Source organism: Pseudomonas sp. GZD-209 (genome assembly GCF_049310485.1).
Classification (GTDB): domain Bacteria; phylum Pseudomonadota; class Gammaproteobacteria; order Pseudomonadales; family Pseudomonadaceae; genus Aquipseudomonas; species Aquipseudomonas sichuanensis.
Genome location: NZ_JBMOWQ010000253.1, coordinates 1 through 16,544 on the forward strand (window position 1 = coordinate 1; position 16,544 = coordinate 16,544).

Below are 16,544 nucleotides of genomic sequence, written 5' to 3' on the forward strand. Positions count from 1 at the left end.
CCCCCCCCCCTCCGCGCTCCCCCCCCCCCTTCCTCCCCCCCCCCCCTCCCCCCCCCCTCCTTCCCCCCCCCCCCCCCCCCCCCCCCCCCCCCCCGACAGGACCTTGCACTTGCCATCAGGCATTTCTCGACCATCCTTCTTTCTGGCGCTCCCCCACGCTGCCCAAGGAGAATCACGGATGTTCAAGCATCGTTTCGTCCCCGCCATGCTGCTGGGCGCATTGGCCCTGGCCCTCACGGCATGCAGCAGCATCGACGCCCGCACCACTGAATACGTCGGTGCGCCGCACCCGGCGCCAACCCTACCGGGCAACGTGGAAATCCTGCGCAGCGAGCCGACCCGGCCCCATGTGCGCTTGGGCGAGATCGTGGTTGATGCCGGTACCGATGGGTCGGCCTCGGTCAGTGAAATCGAGCAGAAATTGCGCAGCGAGGCTGCAGGCATTGGCGGCGATGCCGTGGTAGTGGTGTACGACCGCATCCAGCCGGTAGCGGCTTATGTCAGCGGGCCGTTGTGGGACCGCGATATCCGCTCAATCGAGGGGCGCAAGTTGAAGGGCATCGTCATTCGCTATAACCGCTGAATCGGGAGCGCGGACCATGCGCAGGCTGTGGCGAAAGTACCTCGAACTGCTTGAGGCCGACCTGAGCACCAAGGTCTTCGACAACTTCAAGAACTTGCTGGTGTGCGCGCTGCTGTTTGCGGCGGGGACCGAGGCTATTCATGGCAACCATCAGATTCTGCTGGGGCTGTGGGTGTCGAGCCTGACCGGGTGGGGGTTGATCCTGGTGTCGGCGCTACTGTTGCTGCTCAATGTCAGCGATACCTTGCATCGGTTGGCCAAGTTGCCTTATCACACGGTGTTGCAGGTGATCTTGTGCGTGCTTTATCTGGTGCTGGCTTCGCGGGTGGTTGAGATTGTTTGGAGTTTTCGGGCGGAGTAAGTCTTGAGTCTGGCGCAGCGTCATCAGCGCGCACTTCTAAATCGAGGTGAACCAACAAGGCGGACCAGGTAATGGCACAGGAAAGACTGGCCCGAAACAGATGTAGGAGCGGGCTTGTCCCGCGATGCGCCGCGCGGGCGGCGCTCGATCTCATAGGCGCTATAAAAACACCGGCAGGCACCTGGTGGCTTTCACTCAATATTCCGACGTGCACTTGGTGGCCATAACCCAATCTGATTACCCAGGGCCAGCGGTGTGACGCCTAAAGACTTGTCTTGGGATCGCATGTGGGTCACCAGGTGCACGCCGAAAGATCTGCAGCGTTCTCAAGATCGAGCGCCGCCCGCGCGGCGCATCGCGGGACAAGCCCGCTCCCACATTTGTTTCGGGCCAGTCTCTCCTGTGCCATTACCTGGTCCGCCTTGTTGGTTCACCTCGATTTCGAGGTGCGCGCTGACGGCCCCATGTCCTACATGAATGAATCGGATTTTCCCTCTTCTACGTAGGTCCTTTCCGAAGCATGCTTCCACGGCTTTTGCACCATCGAACTGAGGTCTAGTCTCGCCACGCCGCTGCAAATTCAGCGGCCGGGTCTGCAAGCCCGTGCGGGACAACTAGATCAGCAACACCATCAGTCTTCGGCTTCTGGCACCTGACTGTGCTTTATGGTGGCTGCGTGCGGGTGACCTTCGGGTCAGCCGGGCTTTCTCTAGTTGCCCCGGTCTTGCAGGCCCGTACGTAGCCGCCACCTCTTCACCTGCAAGTGATCGGGTGGTGGTCCGATAAGCACAACTAGAGACTGTCGCCATGCTCAAAATCGTCCCCGACCCACCCCATTCCCCCGATACCCCCCAATACCTCGAAGACACCCTGGTCGAAGCCATGGAGCACGCCCTGTGCGGCCTGGCCGTGGCTCATCAGTCCCTCACCTACCTGCCCCGATCACCGGCCACCATCATGCTGATGACCGTGATGCACGAACTCGAAGCCCTGCGCACCCTGATGGAATGCGCGCTGGCTCAGTTGCAGCGCAGGGCACACCCCAGCGAGCACGGCTTGCACTGAGCGCCTGCACTCAACCCCCAATCGAGGCATTCACATGAAAAACGACTTACCCGAAGGCATCGGCAAACTCGGCTACACCGTCGGCTCGGCCACTTGCATCGCGGGCGTGGGCGAGGGCAAGCGGCTGTTTCGCGTAGAGCCCGGCAACTGCGCCGACCACGCCCTGGAGCAAGCCTCCGAACTGCTGGACAGCGCCCGCCGGGCGTCATTCATCGGCGTGATGGACAACGACCCGGTACTGGTCTGGGCCGGGTATTTTCTCGGCGATCTGGCCAAGGCCCTGATGGATGACGCACACATGGGCATGCGCAAAACCCCATGAACGGCCGGCCGGGCGGCCCGTTACCGGTCGCCCGGCGGCATGCCAAGACATTCACTGCCGAATCCCGGATAATACCCGCCATTTTCCGCCCCGCTTCCTGGTACCCCCTCGCATGGAAATCAAGGTCAATTTTCTCGACAACCTCCGTCTCGAAGCCAAGTTCGACGACTTCACGGTGATCGCCGACCAGCCGATCCGCTACAAAGGCGATGGTTCGGCCCCGGGGCCGTTCGACTACTTCCTGGCGTCCTCGGCGCTGTGCGCGGCGTACTTCGTCAAGCTGTACTGCCAGACCCGCGACATCCCCACCGAAAACATCCGCCTGTCGCAGAACAACATCGTCGACCCGGAGAACCGCTACAACCAGATCTTCAAGATCCAGGTCGAGCTGCCCGAAGACATCAGCGACAAGGACCGCCAGGGCATCCTGCGTTCCATCGATCGCTGCACCGTGAAGAAAGTGGTGCAGACCGGCCCCGAGTTCATCATCGAACAGGTCGACAACCTCGACGCCGACGCCCAGGCGCTGCTGATGCCGGTGTCCGACAGCACCACCTACATCCCCGGCAAGGACCTGCCGCTGGAGCAGACCATCGCCAACATGTCGGCGATCCTCGCCAATCTGGGGATGAAGATCGAGATCGCCTCGTGGCGCAACATCGTGCCTAACGTGTGGTCGCTGCACGTGCGCGACGCGCAGTCGCCGATGTGCTTCACCAACGGCAAGGGCGCCACCAAGGAAGCCGCGCTGGCCTCGGCGCTGGGCGAGTTCATCGAGCGCCTGAACTGCAACTTCTTCTACAACGACCAGTTCTGGGGCGAGGACATCGCCAACGCGCCGTTCGTGCACTACCCCAACGAGCAGTGGTTCAAGCCTGGGCCCAAGGATGCGCTGCCGGAGGAGATCCTCGACCAGCACTGCCTGGCGATCTTCAACCCAGACGGCGAGCTGCGCGGCTCGCACCTGTACGACACCAACTCGGGCAACAAGGAACGCGGCATCTGCTCGTTGCCGTTCGTGCGCCAGTCCGACGGTGAAACGGTGTACTTCCCGTCCAACCTGATCGAAAACCTGTATCTGAGCAACGGCATGAGCGCCGGCAACACCCTGGCCGAAGCCCAGGTGCAGTGCCTGTCGGAGATCTTCGAGCGGGCGGTCAAGCGCGAGATCCTCGAAGACGAGCTGTGCCTGCCGGATGTGCCACAGGAGGTGCTGGCCAAGTACCCGGGCATCGTCGCCGGTATCCAGGGGCTGGAAGAGCAGGGCTTCCCGGTGCTGGTCAAGGACGCCTCGCTGGGCGGTGAATTCCCGGTGATGTGCGTGACCCTGATGAACCCGCGCACCGGCGGCGTGTTCGCCTCGTTCGGCGCCCACCCAAGCTTCGAAGTGGCGCTGGAGCGCAGCCTCACCGAACTGCTGCAGGGCCGCAGCTTCGAAGGCCTGAACGACCTGCCGCAGCCGACCTTCGACAGCCTGGCAGTGACCGAGCCGAACAACTTCGTCGAGCACTTCATCGACTCCAGTGGCGTGGTGTCGTGGCGCTTCTTCGGCGCCAAGCCCGACTACGAATTCGTCGAGTGGGACTTCAGCGGCCATGGCGAGGACTCCAACGTACAAGAGGCCGACACCTTGTTCGGCATCCTCCAGGACATGGGCAAGGAAGTGTACATGGCGGTGTACGACGACCTCGGCGCCACCGCCTGCCGCATCCTGGTGCCGGGCTACTCGGAGATCTACCCGGTCGAGGACCTGATCTGGGACAACACCAACCGCGCGCTGGGTTTCCGTGCCGACATCCTCAACCTGCACAGCCTCGACAACCGCTCGCTGAAGCTGCTGCTCAAGCGTCTGGACAATGCCGAGGTGGATGACTACACCACCATCACTACGCTGATCGGCGTGGAGTTCGACGACAACACGGTGTGGGGCCAGTTGACCATCCTCGAGCTCAAGCTGCTGATCCAGCTGGCGGTGCAGCGCTTTGAAGAGGCCAAGGAACTGGTGGAAATGTTCCTGCAGTTCAACGACAACACCGTTGAGCGCGGGCTGTTCTACCAGGCGCTGAACGTGGTGCTGGAGGTGGTGCTGGACGACGAGCTGGAGATGGAAGATTACGAGCACAACTTCCGTCGCATGTTCGGCAACGAGCGAATGGACGCGGTGCTGGGCTCGGTGGATGGCAGCGTGCGCTTCCACGGCCTGACCCCGACCAGCATGAAGCTCGAAGGCCTGGACCGCCACCTGCGCCTGGTGGAGAGCTACAAGAAGCTGCATGCGGCGCGGGCGAAGGCGGCGGGATTGCAGGGCTGATCAGCGAAAGCTGGCGCGATCGCCGGGTCTGGTCTTAGCTGTCCCGGGGCCGGCGGATCGTGCGTCGGCCATACCGAAGGACAGACCAGGACCAAGGAGGTCATGTTGAAAGGCAAACTGCTGGCGGCATCGCTGTTGCTGTGGATGTGCTCGATGACGGCGTACGCCGATTGCGCGGTGCTGGGGCCGCAACCGGACCCTTGCGCGGGGCCTGTGCTCGGCCCCACCGAGTGCGTCTGCCCCTGAGGCAAACAAGGAATGTTCGAATAAAGACCAGGAGGTCGAAAATGAAGAAGGTGCTGTTGGCTGTGCTGTTTTCTCTGGGTTTCTCGCTGACCGCCCAGGCCTCGTGCCCGGTGTTCGGGCCGGGTAAGGATCCGTGCGCAGGGCCGGTATTCGGGCCATCTACCTGCCAATGCCCGTGAATTTTGCATTGTAGGAATGGGGCTGCCTCGCAGCCCTTTTCTGTTGTTTGAGGTCACCTGATGAGTCGCAACTAAAGCGCCACCCCCATGTAGCCTTCTCCCGAGCGGATGGTCCAATATTCCTTGGCAAGTTTATAAAGCGTCCCAGCACCAGTGTAACGCTTACCCTCAAAGCAAACCCGCCTACAAGATCCAATCATTTGTGGCGTACCGAAATAGACCATACATGAAAGAAAATCATAATCAGCGTGCCCGCATTCAGCACTATTAGGTCCCGATAAAAGTTTTCACCATAATCAATTTTCACGAAAAATGTCTTGTCATCTTTCAAAATCAACATATAAAATGCCCCCGTTGCAAAGCCATGCAAATGAGCTAGTGCTTCCCGAAACACACTGCTATGTTCAGAGTAAAAATGCCGTCGAATCAATAACGTTAGCGGTACATCCATCAGAATCACCAGCGCAAACTCGAAGATGCTCACTTCTTGGTTTCTTCATTAAACTGATAAGCAGTTGTGCCACTCGTAAGGCCTTCCAAAGCAAGGGCAGACTTACTCATCTGCCGCACCGCCAATTCCTTGTCAACAAGATAGTATTTGTAAAGCTTCCACGCATCTGCCTTTGGCACTAACCGAATTAAGCCACCTATCGACAGTGCCCCATCACCAGCCAAATAGGCTAGTGTCCCTTCCCGTTCGGTATACCCTAAGCGTTTCGAGACCTCCTGATAGCCTTTCCTGACCGGACCTTTCACATCATCTCGCCTCTCATACAACCCTCGGGCATTCTCATATATGTTATTCCCTCCATGCGCGATCATTGGAGCCCCCAAAGTTGCGCACAGCAACCCAAGCGACCCATAACAAATACCAGCGCCGGTAATGACCTGACCTGTTCCGCCAACGACACCCACCGCCTGCAAGCCGATACGTCTCGACTGAACTTTCAGCCTATCTTTCTCATTCCTCAGCTCAATAAGTGCATCCCCGGCACTGGCTTTACGATGGTACACATCGTCCAAAACTCGCCGCGCGTAATAAGCCAGTTCACGATTGAACTGCATCCGCAACCGCCGATCGCTCAGGTGTTTAGCACTAATCCCACAGCCATAGCTGATCAACCGAGACGCCGCCGCATTCACCTCCCAATACGCCTCATCCAGCCGCCCACCATATTCTTCGTCACGCTGGCTCATAGCTGGTCACCCCAGCTGGCGTACCCGGTGGTACCGGCGGCGTGGTGAATCCAGCTGATGGTCCGATAGCTGATCAGCAGCCGCTCCTCGGCGTCCTGATCGGTCAAGAGCACCGCATGGGGCACATCCATTTCCTGGCTGACGATCACCGCGCCCTCCAGCCTCACCGTGAAGTACTTCTCCCGATGGCCTGCCGGATGAATGCGGTACAGCTGGATATCGCAGTCGAGCACTTCCCGGCTGTCCACGGCCTGGGCCAGCAAGGGCGTGGACTTGTCGATGAGCTTGGTGACCACAACGGGGTGGTGGGTGCCGCGCTGGGTGTTGTCCGGGTTGGAAATGCCGTGGCTGAACGACATCACCATGATCTCGTCCTGGTGCGCGATCTGGCACCTGTTGCCGATGGACGCCTGGGTATTGCAGCCTGACGAAATCAAACCTTGCGGCTTGCCGGTAATACTCATGTATCCGTTGAACGCCATGGGCTGCACTCCTTGTAGAGAAAGGATTGCAGCCTACGAAAACACTCAGGGCGTGTATGCCGGACGCTTCTGAATTATTCGGCCTTCGCGGAACGCTTTGTTTATCGAGCTTGGGTGCTACGGGCTTCGCCCGTGTTCGCGGGTCAAGCCCGCTCCCACAGGGATCGCGCTAGTTTTAGCAGTTGAGCAAGACAGTGGGCTTCTGGCCAAGGGCTATGTCGCTCCCCGCCACCGCGCGCGTCGCATTCAGACAAGCACGCGTCTTTGCCAATCTGCTCCCGCCACCGGCAAAACCGAATAATTGATCCATCGGTCAACCCTGCGCCACGGGCTGGCTGGCGCGACATCTACGAGTAAGCAGCCTCGTCTCACAATTCCAACGCTGCGGCGCCCCGTGCCCCGGACCACCGGCAGGCATACATAACTAGAAAACCCGAACAACCCCCAACGTGCGCCTTGCCGTCGACGGCCTGCGTGCGCGTGCTTGTGAGACTTGACTGCCATGATCGCTACCACCGTTTCTGCCGCCGATTCGTCGGGCGGCCACCGCAATGCGTTGCTCGTCGCCCATATCGCTGCCGTGCTGTTTGGCCTTACCGGCATCCTTGGCGCACTGATCGAGGCCGATGCCAGCCTGATCACTTTCGGCCGCGCCACCTTCGCCTTCATCGCCCTGGGATTTGTCGCCGGGCTCAAGGGCACGCGCCTGCTCGATGCGCTGAAGTGGCGCAATCTGCCGGTACTGGCCGTGACTGGTGGCTTGCTCGCCGCCCACTGGCTGACCTTCTTCGTGGCGGTCAAGGTCGGCGGCGTGGCCGTGGCCACGCTTGGCTTCGCCAGCTTCCCGGCGTTCATCGCGCTGATCGACGTGGCGGTGTTCCGCGAGCGCATCGGTGCGGTCGAGACCCTGTTGCTGCTGATGGTCACGGCCGGCCTGGTGCTGGTGGTGCCCTCGTTCGACCTGCTCGACAGCGGCACCGTAGGCCTGCTGTGGGGCCTGGCCTCGGGCCTGGCGTTCGCCCTGCTGGCGGTGGCCAACCGCCGTCGCCCGGCGGGCATGAACGCCCTGCAGGTGTCGTTCTGGCAGAACCTGGTGGTGGCGATCGTCGTGGCGCCGCTGGCCTTCAGCCACCTGGCCACCAGCAGCCTGAGCGCCTCGGACTGGATCAACCTGGCGCTGCTGGGGGTGTTCTGCACCGGGCTTTCGCAGTTCCTGTTCGTCAAGAGCCTGGACGGGCTCCAGGCGCGCACCGCGGGCATGATCATCGCCCTGGAGCCGGTGTACGCCATCGCCTGCGCCTGGTGGCTGTTCGGCGAACAGCCGTCGCTGCGCATGGCGGCGGGCGCTGCGCTGATCGTGCTGGCCACGGTGTGCTGCGCCTGGCGCAAGGCACCGACCCACTGAGCCGGCAACACCCTCTACCTGCCCGGGCGCGCATGGTTTATGGTGCCAGGCTGCAATCTGGAGGGTAACGACATGGACATCGACAAACTGCACGGCCGCCTGGAGTTCCTGCGCCAGGCGGAGCAACTCAAAAGCGTGCTCAGAAGCGCGCACACTTCGTCCGGGCGGGCCGAGAGCACCGCCGAGCACACCTGGCGCCTGTGCCTGATGGCCATGACCTTCGCCGACGAACTGGCCGGCCTGGACCTGCTCAAGGTGCTCAGGATGTGTGTCATCCATGACCTGGGCGAAGCCATCCATGGTGATATCCCGGCCATCAGCAAGCATGCGTTCCCCGACAAGAGCGAGCAGGAACGCACCGACCTGAAGACGTTGCTGTCCAGCCTGGACGCGCCGCTGCAGGCCGCGCTGCTGGCGCTGTGGGAAGACTACGAAGCCGCCGCCTCGCCGGAAGCCCAGGCGGTGAGGGCGCTGGACAAACTCGAAACCCTGCTGCAGCACAACCAGGGCCGCAACCCGCCGGATTTCGACTACGCCTTCAACCTGAGCTACGGCAAGCGCTACACGGCGGCCACCCCGCTGTTCGCGGCACTGCGCCAGCTGATCGACGCCGACACCCGCTGCAATCTGCAGCTGAACCTCAACATCCGTGACGAGCAGCCCGGCGATATCGACGCCATCAGCCGGCTGACAGAGGCGGCCTTCGCCAACGCCGAACATAGCAGCCACACCGAGCAGTTCATCGTCACGGCGCTACGCAAGGCCGGGCAGCTCACGGTGTCGCTGGTTGCCGAGGAGGGTGGGGCGCTGGTCGGCCATGTCGCCATTTCCCCGGTGACGATTACATCCGGCGCCAACGGTTGGTTCGGCCTGGGGCCGATTTCCGTGGCGCCGTCGCGCCAGGGCCAGGGCATTGGCACGGCGTTGATGCAGGCCGCGTTGGCCGAGCTGCGGCGCCAGGGTGGTCAGGGCTGTGTGGTGCTGGGTGATCCGGCCTACTACGGGCGTTTCGGCTTCAAGGCCGAGCCGGCGCTGGTGCTGCCCGGTGTGCCGGCGCAGTACTTCCAGGCCCTCGCCCTGGCCGGGCCGGTACCCAGCGGTCAGGTGAGCTATCACCCGGCGTTCGAAGCACAGGCCTGAGCGCGCCCGCGCAGGGTGGCACGGGCTTCGCCCGTGTTCGCGGGGCAAGCCCGCTCCCACAGGGATCGCGCTAGCTTTAGCAGTTGAGTAAGACAGTTGCTCCTACAAAGAACATGCAATGCCTGCGAGCGATCAGCTGCTTCCCATGGCCGATTGCTGCAACCACTCGATCAGCACCTGCAACCGCCGTGGCATCGGCTCGTGGGGCGGGTGCACCAGGTAATAGCCGCAGCGGTCCGCCGCGACGAAGTCGCCAAACGGCAATATCAGCTCGCCGTTGCCGATACGCGCCTTGACCAACTGTTCACGGCCAATGGCGATGCCGGCATGGTTCACCGCAGCCAGGCTGCACAGGTCGGAGCGGTCGAAGGTGAGGAAGCGCTCCGGCAGCGGCACATCCAGCGCCATGCGCTGTAACCACGCGCGCCACTCGGCATCGTGCGCCGCGTTGTCCCAGGCCGCGACATCGTGCAGCAAGGTACAGCCGCCCAACCCCTGGATGCCGCCCTGCAGCCCATGGCGCCGGGCGTATTCGGGCGAGCACACCGGCGCGATGCGCTCCGCCATCAGCGGCGTGCTGACCAGCCCCGGGTAATGCCCGTCCGAATAGCACAGCGCCAGGTCGACCTTGCGGGTGCGGTAGTCGATGCTCTCGTTGCCGACGCGGATGTCCAGCTGGATATCCGGGTACTGCACCGTGAACTCGGCCAGCCGCGGCACCAGCCAGCACTGCGCCACCGATGGCCGCACATACAAGGTCAGTTGCCCGGCCACCTGGCCATGGGCGCGCTCGTGTACGGCTTCAGATAGCGCATCCATGGTGCGCTGCATGATCTGGAACACGCGCTCGCCATCCTCGGTAAGCGTGACCTTGCGCGGCAAACGGTGGAACAGCTTGAGCGCCAGCTGTTGCTCCAGCCGGCCGATCCGATGGCTCACCGCGCTGGCGGTCAGGCACAGCTCGTCGGCCGCCCGGGCAAAACTCAGGTGCCGGGCCGCAATCAGGAAGGTATGCAGGTTGGCCAGGTGCGCGCCATTGAGTTTCGGCGCGAGCAGGTGGGCGGGGGCGGGCATGGGCGCTCCTGTTCAGCTGCGCGCTTTGGCGAGGTAAGCGGCATATTCGTCGGCAGGCACCATGCTGCCGCCAGTGCCCCAGACCAGGTGCGTGGCCTTGGCCATGCGTGCAGGCGTCAACCCATTGCACTGCAGGTACTGCGCCGCGCCCAGCACCTGCAGCAGGCCCGGCACGCCGGCCAGCGCCGAGGGCTCCAGGCGCGCCTGCTCAAGGTCGTGGGCCAGGGCCAGCAGGCGATAGAGTTCTTCATCGGTGACGGTGTAGTAGCCATCGATCAACCGCTGCATGGCCTTGCCGACGAACCCGGAAGGCCGGCCCACCGCCAGGCCATCGGCGGCGGTGAGGTTGTCGATGCCGAAGTCCTGCACACTGACCGCGTCGTGCAGCCCGGTGTACACCCCCAGCAGCATGCACGGCGAATGGGTCGGCTCGGCGAACAGGCAATGCACGTGGTCACCGAACACCAGCTTCAAGCCGAACGCCACGCCGCCAGGTCCGCCGCCCACGCCGCAGGGCAGGTAGACGAACAGCGGGTGTTCGGCATCCACGCAGATTTGCGCTTGTGTGAACTGCCTGGCCAGGCGCTCGGCGGCCACGGCGTAGCCGAGGAACAGGTGCGGCGAGTTCTCGTCGTCGACGAAGTAGCAGGCCGGGTCAGCTTCGGCTTGTTGGCGCCCTTGCTCCACCGCCACGCTGTAGTCCGAGGCGTATTCGATCACCGTCACGCCATGGCTGCGCAGCTTGTCCTTCTTCCACTGACGGGCATCGGCCGACATATGCACGGTCGCCTGGAAGCCCAGCCTGGCGCTCATGATGCCGATGGACAGGCCCAGGTTGCCGGTGGAGCCGACGGCCACTTTGTACTGCCCGAAGAACGCCCGCGCTTGGTCACTGGCCAGCGTCCGGTAGTCGCTGGCCAGGGTGATCAGCCCGGCAGCCAGCGCCAGGTCCTCGGCATGCTTGAGCACTTCGTGGATACCGCCACGGGCCTTGATCGAGCCGGAGATTGGCAGCTCGCTGTCGGCCTTGAGCCACAATGCGCCGCTGGGCGGCAGGCCGGCTTCCTGCAGCAGGGCACGTTGCAGGCTGGGCAGCGGGCGGATCGGTGACTCGATGATGCCGCCGCTGGCCGCCGTTTCCGGGAACACCGTGGCCAGGTAGGGCGCGAAGCGCGCGAGCCGGGCGCTGGCGGCGGCAACGTCGGCGGCGTCCAGGCCGACATCGTGCAGCGCCTGGGCGGCAGGGGCGATGCCGGGGTTGAACCAGCGGGTCGGCTGCAAGGCCACCAGCTCGCGAATCAGAGGGTGGCTCTGGCACCAGGCTTCAAGCGTTTTTCCGAGAATCATGGGTAGTTCCTGGGTTGTTCCGTGCGAGGTGTCGTTGTTTTCGCGCATTAGAGCGTAGCGCCACGGGGCCGGACAAACGATCGATCGTCAGGCCATGCATGACCGGGTGTCATGCGTCGGCGGCGGTCAAGCCACCGCCTTGCGCAGCGGCACTTCACGCAGTAGCCAGCTCAGCGCAAAGGCCAGGCAGGTGACCAGGCAGGCCACCAGGAACACCCCATGCATCGCCCCGGAGAAGGCGGCGAGGTAGGCCTGTTGCAGGGGCGCGGCCAGGGCATGCACCTGCTCGGGTGACAGGCTGGTCGGCGCCGGGGCATCGGCCGGGAACGCCTGCGCCAGGCGTTCGAGCAGCGCATGGGAGAACAGGGCGCCGAACACCGATACGCCGATGGCGCCGCCGATCGAGCGGAACAGGGTCGCCCCCGAAGTGGCCACGCCCATGTGGCGCGGCTCGACGCTGTTCTGCACGGCCAGCACCAGCACTTGCATGACCATCCCAAGGCCGGCGCCGAGCAAGCCCATGTACAGGTTCATCACCGCCATCGGCGTGTGCTCGTCGAGCCGGCTGAGCAGGGCCAGGGCAATCGCCTGCAGCAAGGTGCCGAGGATCGGGAACATCCGGTAGCGCCCCCAGCGGCTGATCAGCCGCCCGGTGATGGCCGACACTACCAGCAGCCCGCCCATCAGCGGCAGCATCTGCAGCCCGGCACTGGTCGGCGTGGCGTTTTTCACCACCTGCAGGTACAGCGGCAGGAAGGTCACCGAGCCGAACAGCGACATGCCGACGATGAAGCCGATCAGCCCGGCCAGGGCGAAGGTGCGGTGACGGAACAGGTGCAGCGGCATGATCGGCTCGGCGGCCCGGCGCTGTTCATGGATGAAGCCCACCAGGCCGATCAGCGCGAACAGCGACAGGCACAGGATGTCGAGGGAGCCCCACGCCAGCAGGTTGCCGCCAAGGCTGGTGATCAGCACCACGCAGGCCAGGGTCAGGGTGAGGAAGCACGCGCCAAGGTAGTCGATCACATGCTTCACCCGCGCCACGTGCGGGCGGAACACGCTGCCGATCACCAGCAGCGCCAGCAGGCCCAGGGGCAGGTTGATGTAGAAGATCCAGCGCCACGACAGCTGTTCGACCAGAAAGCCACCGATCAGCGGCCCGACCACCGTGGCCAGGCCGAACACGCCGCCGAACAGGCCCTGGTAGCGACCACGCTCGGCGGGTGGGATCACATCGCCGATGGCCGCCATCGCCACCACCATCAGCCCGCCACCGCCCAGCCCCTGCAAGGCGCGCAGCAGCACCAGTTCGGTCATGTTCTGGGCCATGCCGCACAGTGCCGAGCCCAACAGGAACAGCACAATGGCCACCTGCAACACGCGCTTGCGGCCATACAGGTCGCCGAACTTTCCGTACAACGGCACCACCACGGTGGAGGCCAGCAGGTAGGCGGTGACCACCCAGGACAACCAGCGCAGCCCGCCCAGTTCGCTGACGATGGTGGGCAGGGCGGTGGAGACGATGGTCTGGTCCAATGCGGCGAGGAACATCACCAGCAGCAGGGCGCCGAGCAGCAAGGGGATCGGCGGGTGGGCATCGCGTTCGAGCGCAGTGGATGAGGTTGTCATGGGGTGGCCTGGGCGAGGGGAGATTGGCATGGACAAGGGTTCAGCGACCTTGGCCGGCGTCGCGCAGGCCGGCGAGGGCGAAGCGGTACAACTGCTCGCAGACTTGGGCGGGGGGCATGCCGAGGATTTCCTGGACGGCCCCGGAGCCGCCACGCGGGCCGATCAGCAGCATCGCCCAGGGGGCGGTGACGCAGAGGATGCAGCGGGTCAGCGCCGGGTCGTCGAGGGCGAGGCCGCTGATCTCGCTGAACAGCCCCTTGAGCAGCATGAGTTTTTGCGGCGCCGTGCCCTGCAAGGCCTGGCCATGGCTGCTGGGGGTGAGCAGTTCGGCGGCAAGCACCCGCAGGTGCCAGCTGCCCCGGCCTGAACTGGCCTTGTGCACCACCTGCTCGATCAGTGCGCGCAGTTTGTCCGTGGCCGGCTGAGGTGCCTGGAGGATGCGTTGCAGGTTGCTGATGTCGAGGAAGCGCCGGCGCGCTTCGTCGAGCACCGCCAGGTACAGGCCGTTGCGGCTGCCGAAGTGGTAGTTGATCGAGGCCAGGTCGACCTCGGCCTTGGCGGCCACCGCCTTGTTGCTGGACTCGGCGAAACCCTGGGCGGCAAACAGCTCGCCGGCGGCTTCGAGAATGCGCGTGCGGGTGGCTTCACCGTCCTTGCGCGGTTCGCGGGGGGCTGTGGCCATGGTCGGGCTCCGAGGATGGGGTGGTGGCCGGAGCTTGCGCGGGTCTAAATTTAAATTCAATTTAAATTTATTTCAGGGTGACGAGAGGTCGGCCTCGGGAGCCTTGCAGGATGCTGGCGGGCCTATTCTGTCAGTCGGCACTTCAATCGAGTGGAGGTGAAACATGCGAACAGTCACATGGGGCTGCCTGCTGTTGCTGCTGGCGGCATCGGCCCAGGCCCAGACCGTCACGCCGCTCAAGGGCCAGAGCAGCCAGCAGATGCAGCAGGACATGGCCGATTGCAACAGCGTCGCCAGCAGTTCGGCGAACAGCAGCGCGCATGTCGGTGGCCGGGTCAAGGGCGCCGCCGCCGGGGCGGTGGCGGGCGCTGCGGGTGCCCAGGTGCGCGGCAACCAGCACGACGAGGTATACGACCGCATGAGCGACGATGCCAAGCAGCAGTACCGGCAGAACCGCGCGGGTGAAACGGCTGCCGCCGGTGCCGCGGTGGGTGGCATGCGCCAACGCCAGGAGCGTCGTCAGGACCGCCGCGGCCAGGACGAGGCCCAGGCCAGTGCCTACAGTGGTTGCCTGCAGGGGCGGGGGTATCAGGTCAGCCCTTGAGCCCGGCGATCACTTCGGCGGCGGTGGTGACCTGGCCGAAGTGGTGTTGCCACAGGCTGATGCCCAACTGCCCCGAGCGGTCCAGGGAGGAGCCCATGGTGAGGTCGGTGATCAAGGTCGGGCACAGCCCTGCATCGAACAGGGCGAAGCCTGCGGCCAGCACGCAGGTTTCGGTCTGCAGGCCGCACACCAGCACGCGCTCGACGCCCAGGCCCTTGAGGTATTCGAGGGTTTCGGCGGTTTGCCCGTAGCCGTGCTTGACGAACACCTTGTCGGCCTCGACCAGCGCCACGTCCTCGCTGGCCGGGTGCCAGCCGAGCTGGCGCTGGAACGGCGTGGCCTGTTCGTCGTGCAGTTCGATCGAAGCGACGGTGGGGATGTGCGCCGACAGCGCGCGGATGCCGTCCACCAGCTTTTCCGAAGGGCTGAAGGTGGATTGCACGTCGACGATGAGCAGGGCTTGCCGCATGAATGGGGTCCGGTCCGGGTTGCAGGGGCGGGGAGTATAACGTCGCGCCGCGATCACCGCCGAAGGCTTCTATGCTGATCCTGTCCTGTGGCAAAACCCTGTGGCTTCACCTGGCATTTCGCGAGCAACGGCTTCTGCCAGCCGCTGTGCCTCGGCGTTACACTCGTCGGCTTTTTTGCAGCGAGGGAATGCATATGCAGCGCATCGTGATACTGGGCAATTCCGGTAGCGGCAAATCGACCCTGGCACGGGCCATTGGCGAGCGTTGGGGGTTGCCGGTGGTGCACCTGGACCGGTTGTTCTGGTCGCCGGGCTGGGTGGAGCCGGAGGCCGAGGTGTTCCGTGATCAGGTGCGCTCGGCGCTGGCGCAGGATGCGTGGGTGTGCGAGGGCAACTATTCGCGGCGTACGTTCGACCTGCGGTTGCCGCGGGCGGACGTGATCATTTGGCTGGATACGCCGCGCTGGGTGTGCCTGAAGCGGGTGGTGCTGCGGTCGTTGAGCCGGCGGCCGCGGGCGGACTTGCCGGCTGGCTGCAGTGAGCGGTTGAACTGGGAGTTTGTGCAGTTCTTGAAGTTTGTCTGGGGGTTCGATGGGGCCTACCGGCGGGGGATCGAGGCGATGCGGGTGGCGATTGGGCCTGGGGTGCCTGTGGTGCATTTGCGGGGGCGGCGGGAGATTGCGGGGTTTCTTGGGGAGTTGGATGGGGCTGGGGGGAGGGGGGTAGTTGGTGATGGGATGCAGGGGCGGCGTTCGGTTTGATGGCGGAATTTTGCCGTTAGATATTTTGCGGTTAGGTTGTTAATCAGTTAATCAGTTAATCAGTTAATCAGTTAATCAGTTAATCAGTTAATCAGTTAATCAGTTGATTGATTGGCTGGTTGATTGTTTTATTAGATGTTCTGTCGATTGGTTGGTTGGCTGTTTTTATATATGTGTGTGCATTCATTTGCGATGTCGACGCGTAGTCACCTTTCCGCCCTTACGGCGGGTTACTTTGGTCTTGGCCAAAGTAACCAAAGCCGCTCGCTCCCATCATACGGCCCCTACGCTGCGCTTCGGGGTCCCTTCGCTCCGGCGTCCTCCGGGCCCGCGCGGCCTCCGACTTGCTGCGCAAGTCTACATCTCGCGCCTTCGGCTGCGCCGAAGGGTGCTGCGCACCAGGGCCCTCCAGACGCCTACGCTCAGCCTCCTGAAGTCGCGAAGTTAGGGGCGGCGCCTGGGCTGGCGTTAGCTGTCGCTAGTTGGATGGGTTGGGAACTCAGGATTGCAATCGCTGGCAAGCCAGCTCCCACAGGTTAGTGCGAACTTTCAGACTTGCGCTGTACCTGTGGGAGCCGGCTTGCCGGCGATAGGACCCGAATAAGCAATACATAAAAAACAGCGGAACCTAGATGGCCGTATCACTGCTCTTGATCTGCTCTTGATCTGCTCTTGATCTGTTTTTGA

The 16,544-nt window shown here is 63.5% G+C and carries 19 protein-coding genes and 1 pseudogene; 12 read left to right on the forward strand and 8 right to left on the reverse strand.

The window, feature by feature from the left end:
* Positions 1-178 precede the first annotated feature (178 nt).
* The 7 genes from ACO6VM_RS25005 (at position 179) to ACO6VM_RS25035 (ending at position 5,067) form a co-directional block, all read left to right on the forward strand.
* Positions 179-583, forward strand: coding sequence for a hypothetical protein (locus ACO6VM_RS25005; RefSeq protein WP_110995235.1), 405 nt, complete (start codon positions 179-181; stop codon positions 581-583).
* A gap of 16 nt (positions 584-599) precedes the next feature.
* Positions 600-944 carry a hypothetical protein gene (locus ACO6VM_RS25010; protein ID WP_422403957.1) on the forward strand — a complete coding sequence of 115 codons (345 nt, stop codon included), beginning with the start codon at positions 600-602 and terminating at the stop codon, positions 942-944.
* Between the two features lie 807 nt (positions 945-1,751).
* On the forward strand, positions 1,752-2,009 hold the full coding sequence (locus ACO6VM_RS25015; RefSeq protein WP_422403958.1) for a hypothetical protein: 258 nt from the start codon (positions 1,752-1,754) through the stop codon (positions 2,007-2,009).
* A 34-nt stretch (positions 2,010-2,043) separates the two neighbouring features.
* A complete protein-coding gene (locus ACO6VM_RS25020) occupies positions 2,044-2,331 on the forward strand; it encodes a DUF3077 domain-containing protein (RefSeq protein WP_422403959.1) in 288 nt (95 codons plus the stop codon).
* 112 nt (positions 2,332-2,443) lie between these two features.
* A complete protein-coding gene (locus tag ACO6VM_RS25025) occupies positions 2,444-4,642 on the forward strand; it encodes an OsmC domain/YcaO domain-containing protein (RefSeq protein WP_422403960.1) in 2,199 nt (732 codons plus the stop codon).
* Between the two features lie 105 nt (positions 4,643-4,747).
* The gene (locus ACO6VM_RS25030) at positions 4,748-4,888 is read left to right on the forward strand and encodes a PA0050 family protein (protein ID WP_110995256.1); all 141 of its coding nucleotides are present in this window, start codon (positions 4,748-4,750) and stop codon (positions 4,886-4,888) included.
* A 41-nt stretch (positions 4,889-4,929) separates the two neighbouring features.
* Positions 4,930-5,067, forward strand: coding sequence for a PA0050 family protein (locus tag ACO6VM_RS25035; protein WP_167409849.1), 138 nt, complete (start codon positions 4,930-4,932; stop codon positions 5,065-5,067).
* 196 nt (positions 5,068-5,263) lie between these two features.
* Here ACO6VM_RS25035 and ACO6VM_RS25040 read toward each other — a convergent pair whose 3' ends face one another.
* The 3 genes from ACO6VM_RS25040 to ACO6VM_RS25050 are packed head-to-tail and all read right to left on the reverse strand — an operon-like array spanning position 5,264 to position 6,746.
* The gene (locus tag ACO6VM_RS25040) at positions 5,264-5,551 is read right to left on the reverse strand and encodes a hypothetical protein (RefSeq protein ID WP_401060940.1); all 288 of its coding nucleotides are present in this window, start codon (positions 5,549-5,551) and stop codon (positions 5,264-5,266) included.
* The gene (locus ACO6VM_RS25045) at positions 5,548-6,264 is read right to left on the reverse strand and encodes a DUF4225 domain-containing protein (protein WP_422403961.1); all 717 of its coding nucleotides are present in this window, start codon (positions 6,262-6,264) and stop codon (positions 5,548-5,550) included. The genes ACO6VM_RS25040 and ACO6VM_RS25045 overlap by 4 nt, the downstream gene beginning before the upstream one ends.
* Positions 6,261-6,746 carry an Hcp family type VI secretion system effector gene (locus ACO6VM_RS25050; protein WP_422403962.1) on the reverse strand — a complete coding sequence of 162 codons (486 nt, stop codon included), beginning with the start codon at positions 6,744-6,746 and terminating at the stop codon, positions 6,261-6,263. The genes ACO6VM_RS25045 and ACO6VM_RS25050 overlap by 4 nt, the downstream gene beginning before the upstream one ends.
* A 502-nt stretch (positions 6,747-7,248) precedes the next feature.
* Between ACO6VM_RS25050 and ACO6VM_RS25055 the strand changes: the two genes are divergently transcribed.
* From ACO6VM_RS25055 to ACO6VM_RS25065, 3 genes and pseudogenes are all read left to right on the forward strand, one after another.
* Positions 7,249-8,151: a DMT family transporter gene (locus ACO6VM_RS25055; protein ID WP_401060935.1), complete on the forward strand. Its 903-nt coding sequence runs from the start codon at positions 7,249-7,251 to the stop codon at positions 8,149-8,151.
* Positions 8,152-8,223: 72 nt separating this feature from the next.
* Positions 8,224-8,781 (forward strand): annotated as a pseudogene (locus ACO6VM_RS25060) (HD domain-containing protein); the annotation flags it as partial.
* Positions 8,782-8,784: 3 nt separating this feature from the next.
* Positions 8,785-9,291 (forward strand): GNAT family N-acetyltransferase, encoded by a 507-nt coding sequence (locus tag ACO6VM_RS25065; RefSeq protein WP_401060945.1) that lies wholly within the window; start codon positions 8,785-8,787, stop codon positions 9,289-9,291.
* A gap of 132 nt (positions 9,292-9,423) precedes the next feature.
* Here ACO6VM_RS25065 and dsdC read toward each other — a convergent pair whose 3' ends face one another.
* The 4 genes from dsdC to ACO6VM_RS25085 all read right to left on the reverse strand — a co-directional run bounded on the left by dsdC (position 9,424) and on the right by ACO6VM_RS25085 (position 14,023).
* Positions 9,424-10,365, reverse strand: a complete 942-nt coding sequence (gene dsdC, locus ACO6VM_RS25070) for a DNA-binding transcriptional regulator DsdC (protein ID WP_401060933.1) — start codon at positions 10,363-10,365, stop codon at positions 9,424-9,426.
* A 12-nt stretch (positions 10,366-10,377) separates the two neighbouring features.
* On the reverse strand, positions 10,378-11,712 hold the full coding sequence (locus ACO6VM_RS25075; RefSeq protein WP_401060931.1) for a D-serine ammonia-lyase: 1,335 nt from the start codon (positions 11,710-11,712) through the stop codon (positions 10,378-10,380).
* Between the two features lie 126 nt (positions 11,713-11,838).
* Positions 11,839-13,341: an MDR family MFS transporter gene (locus ACO6VM_RS25080; protein ID WP_401060930.1), complete on the reverse strand. Its 1,503-nt coding sequence runs from the start codon at positions 13,339-13,341 to the stop codon at positions 11,839-11,841.
* A 40-nt stretch (positions 13,342-13,381) separates the two neighbouring features.
* A complete protein-coding gene (locus tag ACO6VM_RS25085; RefSeq protein ID WP_390967933.1) occupies positions 13,382-14,023 on the reverse strand; it encodes a TetR/AcrR family transcriptional regulator in 642 nt (213 codons plus the stop codon).
* A 163-nt stretch (positions 14,024-14,186) separates the two neighbouring features.
* On the opposite strand from ACO6VM_RS25085, the gene ACO6VM_RS25090 reads away from it, so the two are divergent.
* The gene (locus ACO6VM_RS25090) at positions 14,187-14,627 is read left to right on the forward strand and encodes a hypothetical protein (protein ID WP_401060928.1); all 441 of its coding nucleotides are present in this window, start codon (positions 14,187-14,189) and stop codon (positions 14,625-14,627) included.
* On the opposite strand, the gene ACO6VM_RS25095 is transcribed toward ACO6VM_RS25090, so the two are convergent.
* Positions 14,617-15,096 (reverse strand): cysteine hydrolase family protein, encoded by a 480-nt coding sequence (locus ACO6VM_RS25095; RefSeq protein WP_110995253.1) that lies wholly within the window; start codon positions 15,094-15,096, stop codon positions 14,617-14,619. The genes ACO6VM_RS25090 and ACO6VM_RS25095 overlap by 11 nt on opposite strands.
* A 194-nt stretch (positions 15,097-15,290) precedes the next feature.
* Between ACO6VM_RS25095 and ACO6VM_RS25100 the strand changes: the two genes are divergently transcribed.
* Positions 15,291-15,857, forward strand: coding sequence for an AAA family ATPase (locus tag ACO6VM_RS25100; protein WP_401060943.1), 567 nt, complete (start codon positions 15,291-15,293; stop codon positions 15,855-15,857).
* Positions 15,858-16,544 lie beyond the last annotated feature (687 nt).

Coding starts and splice junctions, on each gene's coding strand:
- ACO6VM_RS25005 (WP_110995235.1), top strand. CDS start 179: ATGTTCAAGCATCGTTTCGTCCCCGCCATGCTGCTGGGCGCATTGGCC.
- ACO6VM_RS25010 (WP_422403957.1), top strand. CDS start 600: ATGCGCAGGCTGTGGCGAAAGTACCTCGAACTGCTTGAGGCCGACCTG.
- ACO6VM_RS25015 (WP_422403958.1), top strand. CDS start 1,752: ATGCTCAAAATCGTCCCCGACCCACCCCATTCCCCCGATACCCCCCAA.
- ACO6VM_RS25020 (WP_422403959.1), top strand. CDS start 2,044: ATGAAAAACGACTTACCCGAAGGCATCGGCAAACTCGGCTACACCGTC.
- ACO6VM_RS25025 (WP_422403960.1), top strand. CDS start 2,444: ATGGAAATCAAGGTCAATTTTCTCGACAACCTCCGTCTCGAAGCCAAG.
- ACO6VM_RS25035 (WP_167409849.1), top strand. CDS start 4,930: ATGAAGAAGGTGCTGTTGGCTGTGCTGTTTTCTCTGGGTTTCTCGCTG.
- ACO6VM_RS25045 (WP_422403961.1), bottom strand. CDS start 6,264: ATGAGCCAGCGTGACGAAGAATATGGTGGGCGGCTGGATGAGGCGTAT.
- ACO6VM_RS25050 (WP_422403962.1), bottom strand. CDS start 6,746: ATGGCGTTCAACGGATACATGAGTATTACCGGCAAGCCGCAAGGTTTG.
- ACO6VM_RS25055 (WP_401060935.1), top strand. CDS start 7,249: ATGATCGCTACCACCGTTTCTGCCGCCGATTCGTCGGGCGGCCACCGC.
- dsdC (WP_401060933.1), bottom strand. CDS start 10,365: ATGCCCGCCCCCGCCCACCTGCTCGCGCCGAAACTCAATGGCGCGCAC.
- ACO6VM_RS25075 (WP_401060931.1), bottom strand. CDS start 11,712: ATGATTCTCGGAAAAACGCTTGAAGCCTGGTGCCAGAGCCACCCTCTG.
- ACO6VM_RS25080 (WP_401060930.1), bottom strand. CDS start 13,341: ATGACAACCTCATCCACTGCGCTCGAACGCGATGCCCACCCGCCGATC.
- ACO6VM_RS25085 (WP_390967933.1), bottom strand. CDS start 14,023: ATGGCCACAGCCCCCCGCGAACCGCGCAAGGACGGTGAAGCCACCCGC.
- ACO6VM_RS25090 (WP_401060928.1), top strand. CDS start 14,187: ATGCGAACAGTCACATGGGGCTGCCTGCTGTTGCTGCTGGCGGCATCG.
- ACO6VM_RS25095 (WP_110995253.1), bottom strand. CDS start 15,096: ATGCGGCAAGCCCTGCTCATCGTCGACGTGCAATCCACCTTCAGCCCT.
- ACO6VM_RS25100 (WP_401060943.1), top strand. CDS start 15,291: ATGCAGCGCATCGTGATACTGGGCAATTCCGGTAGCGGCAAATCGACC.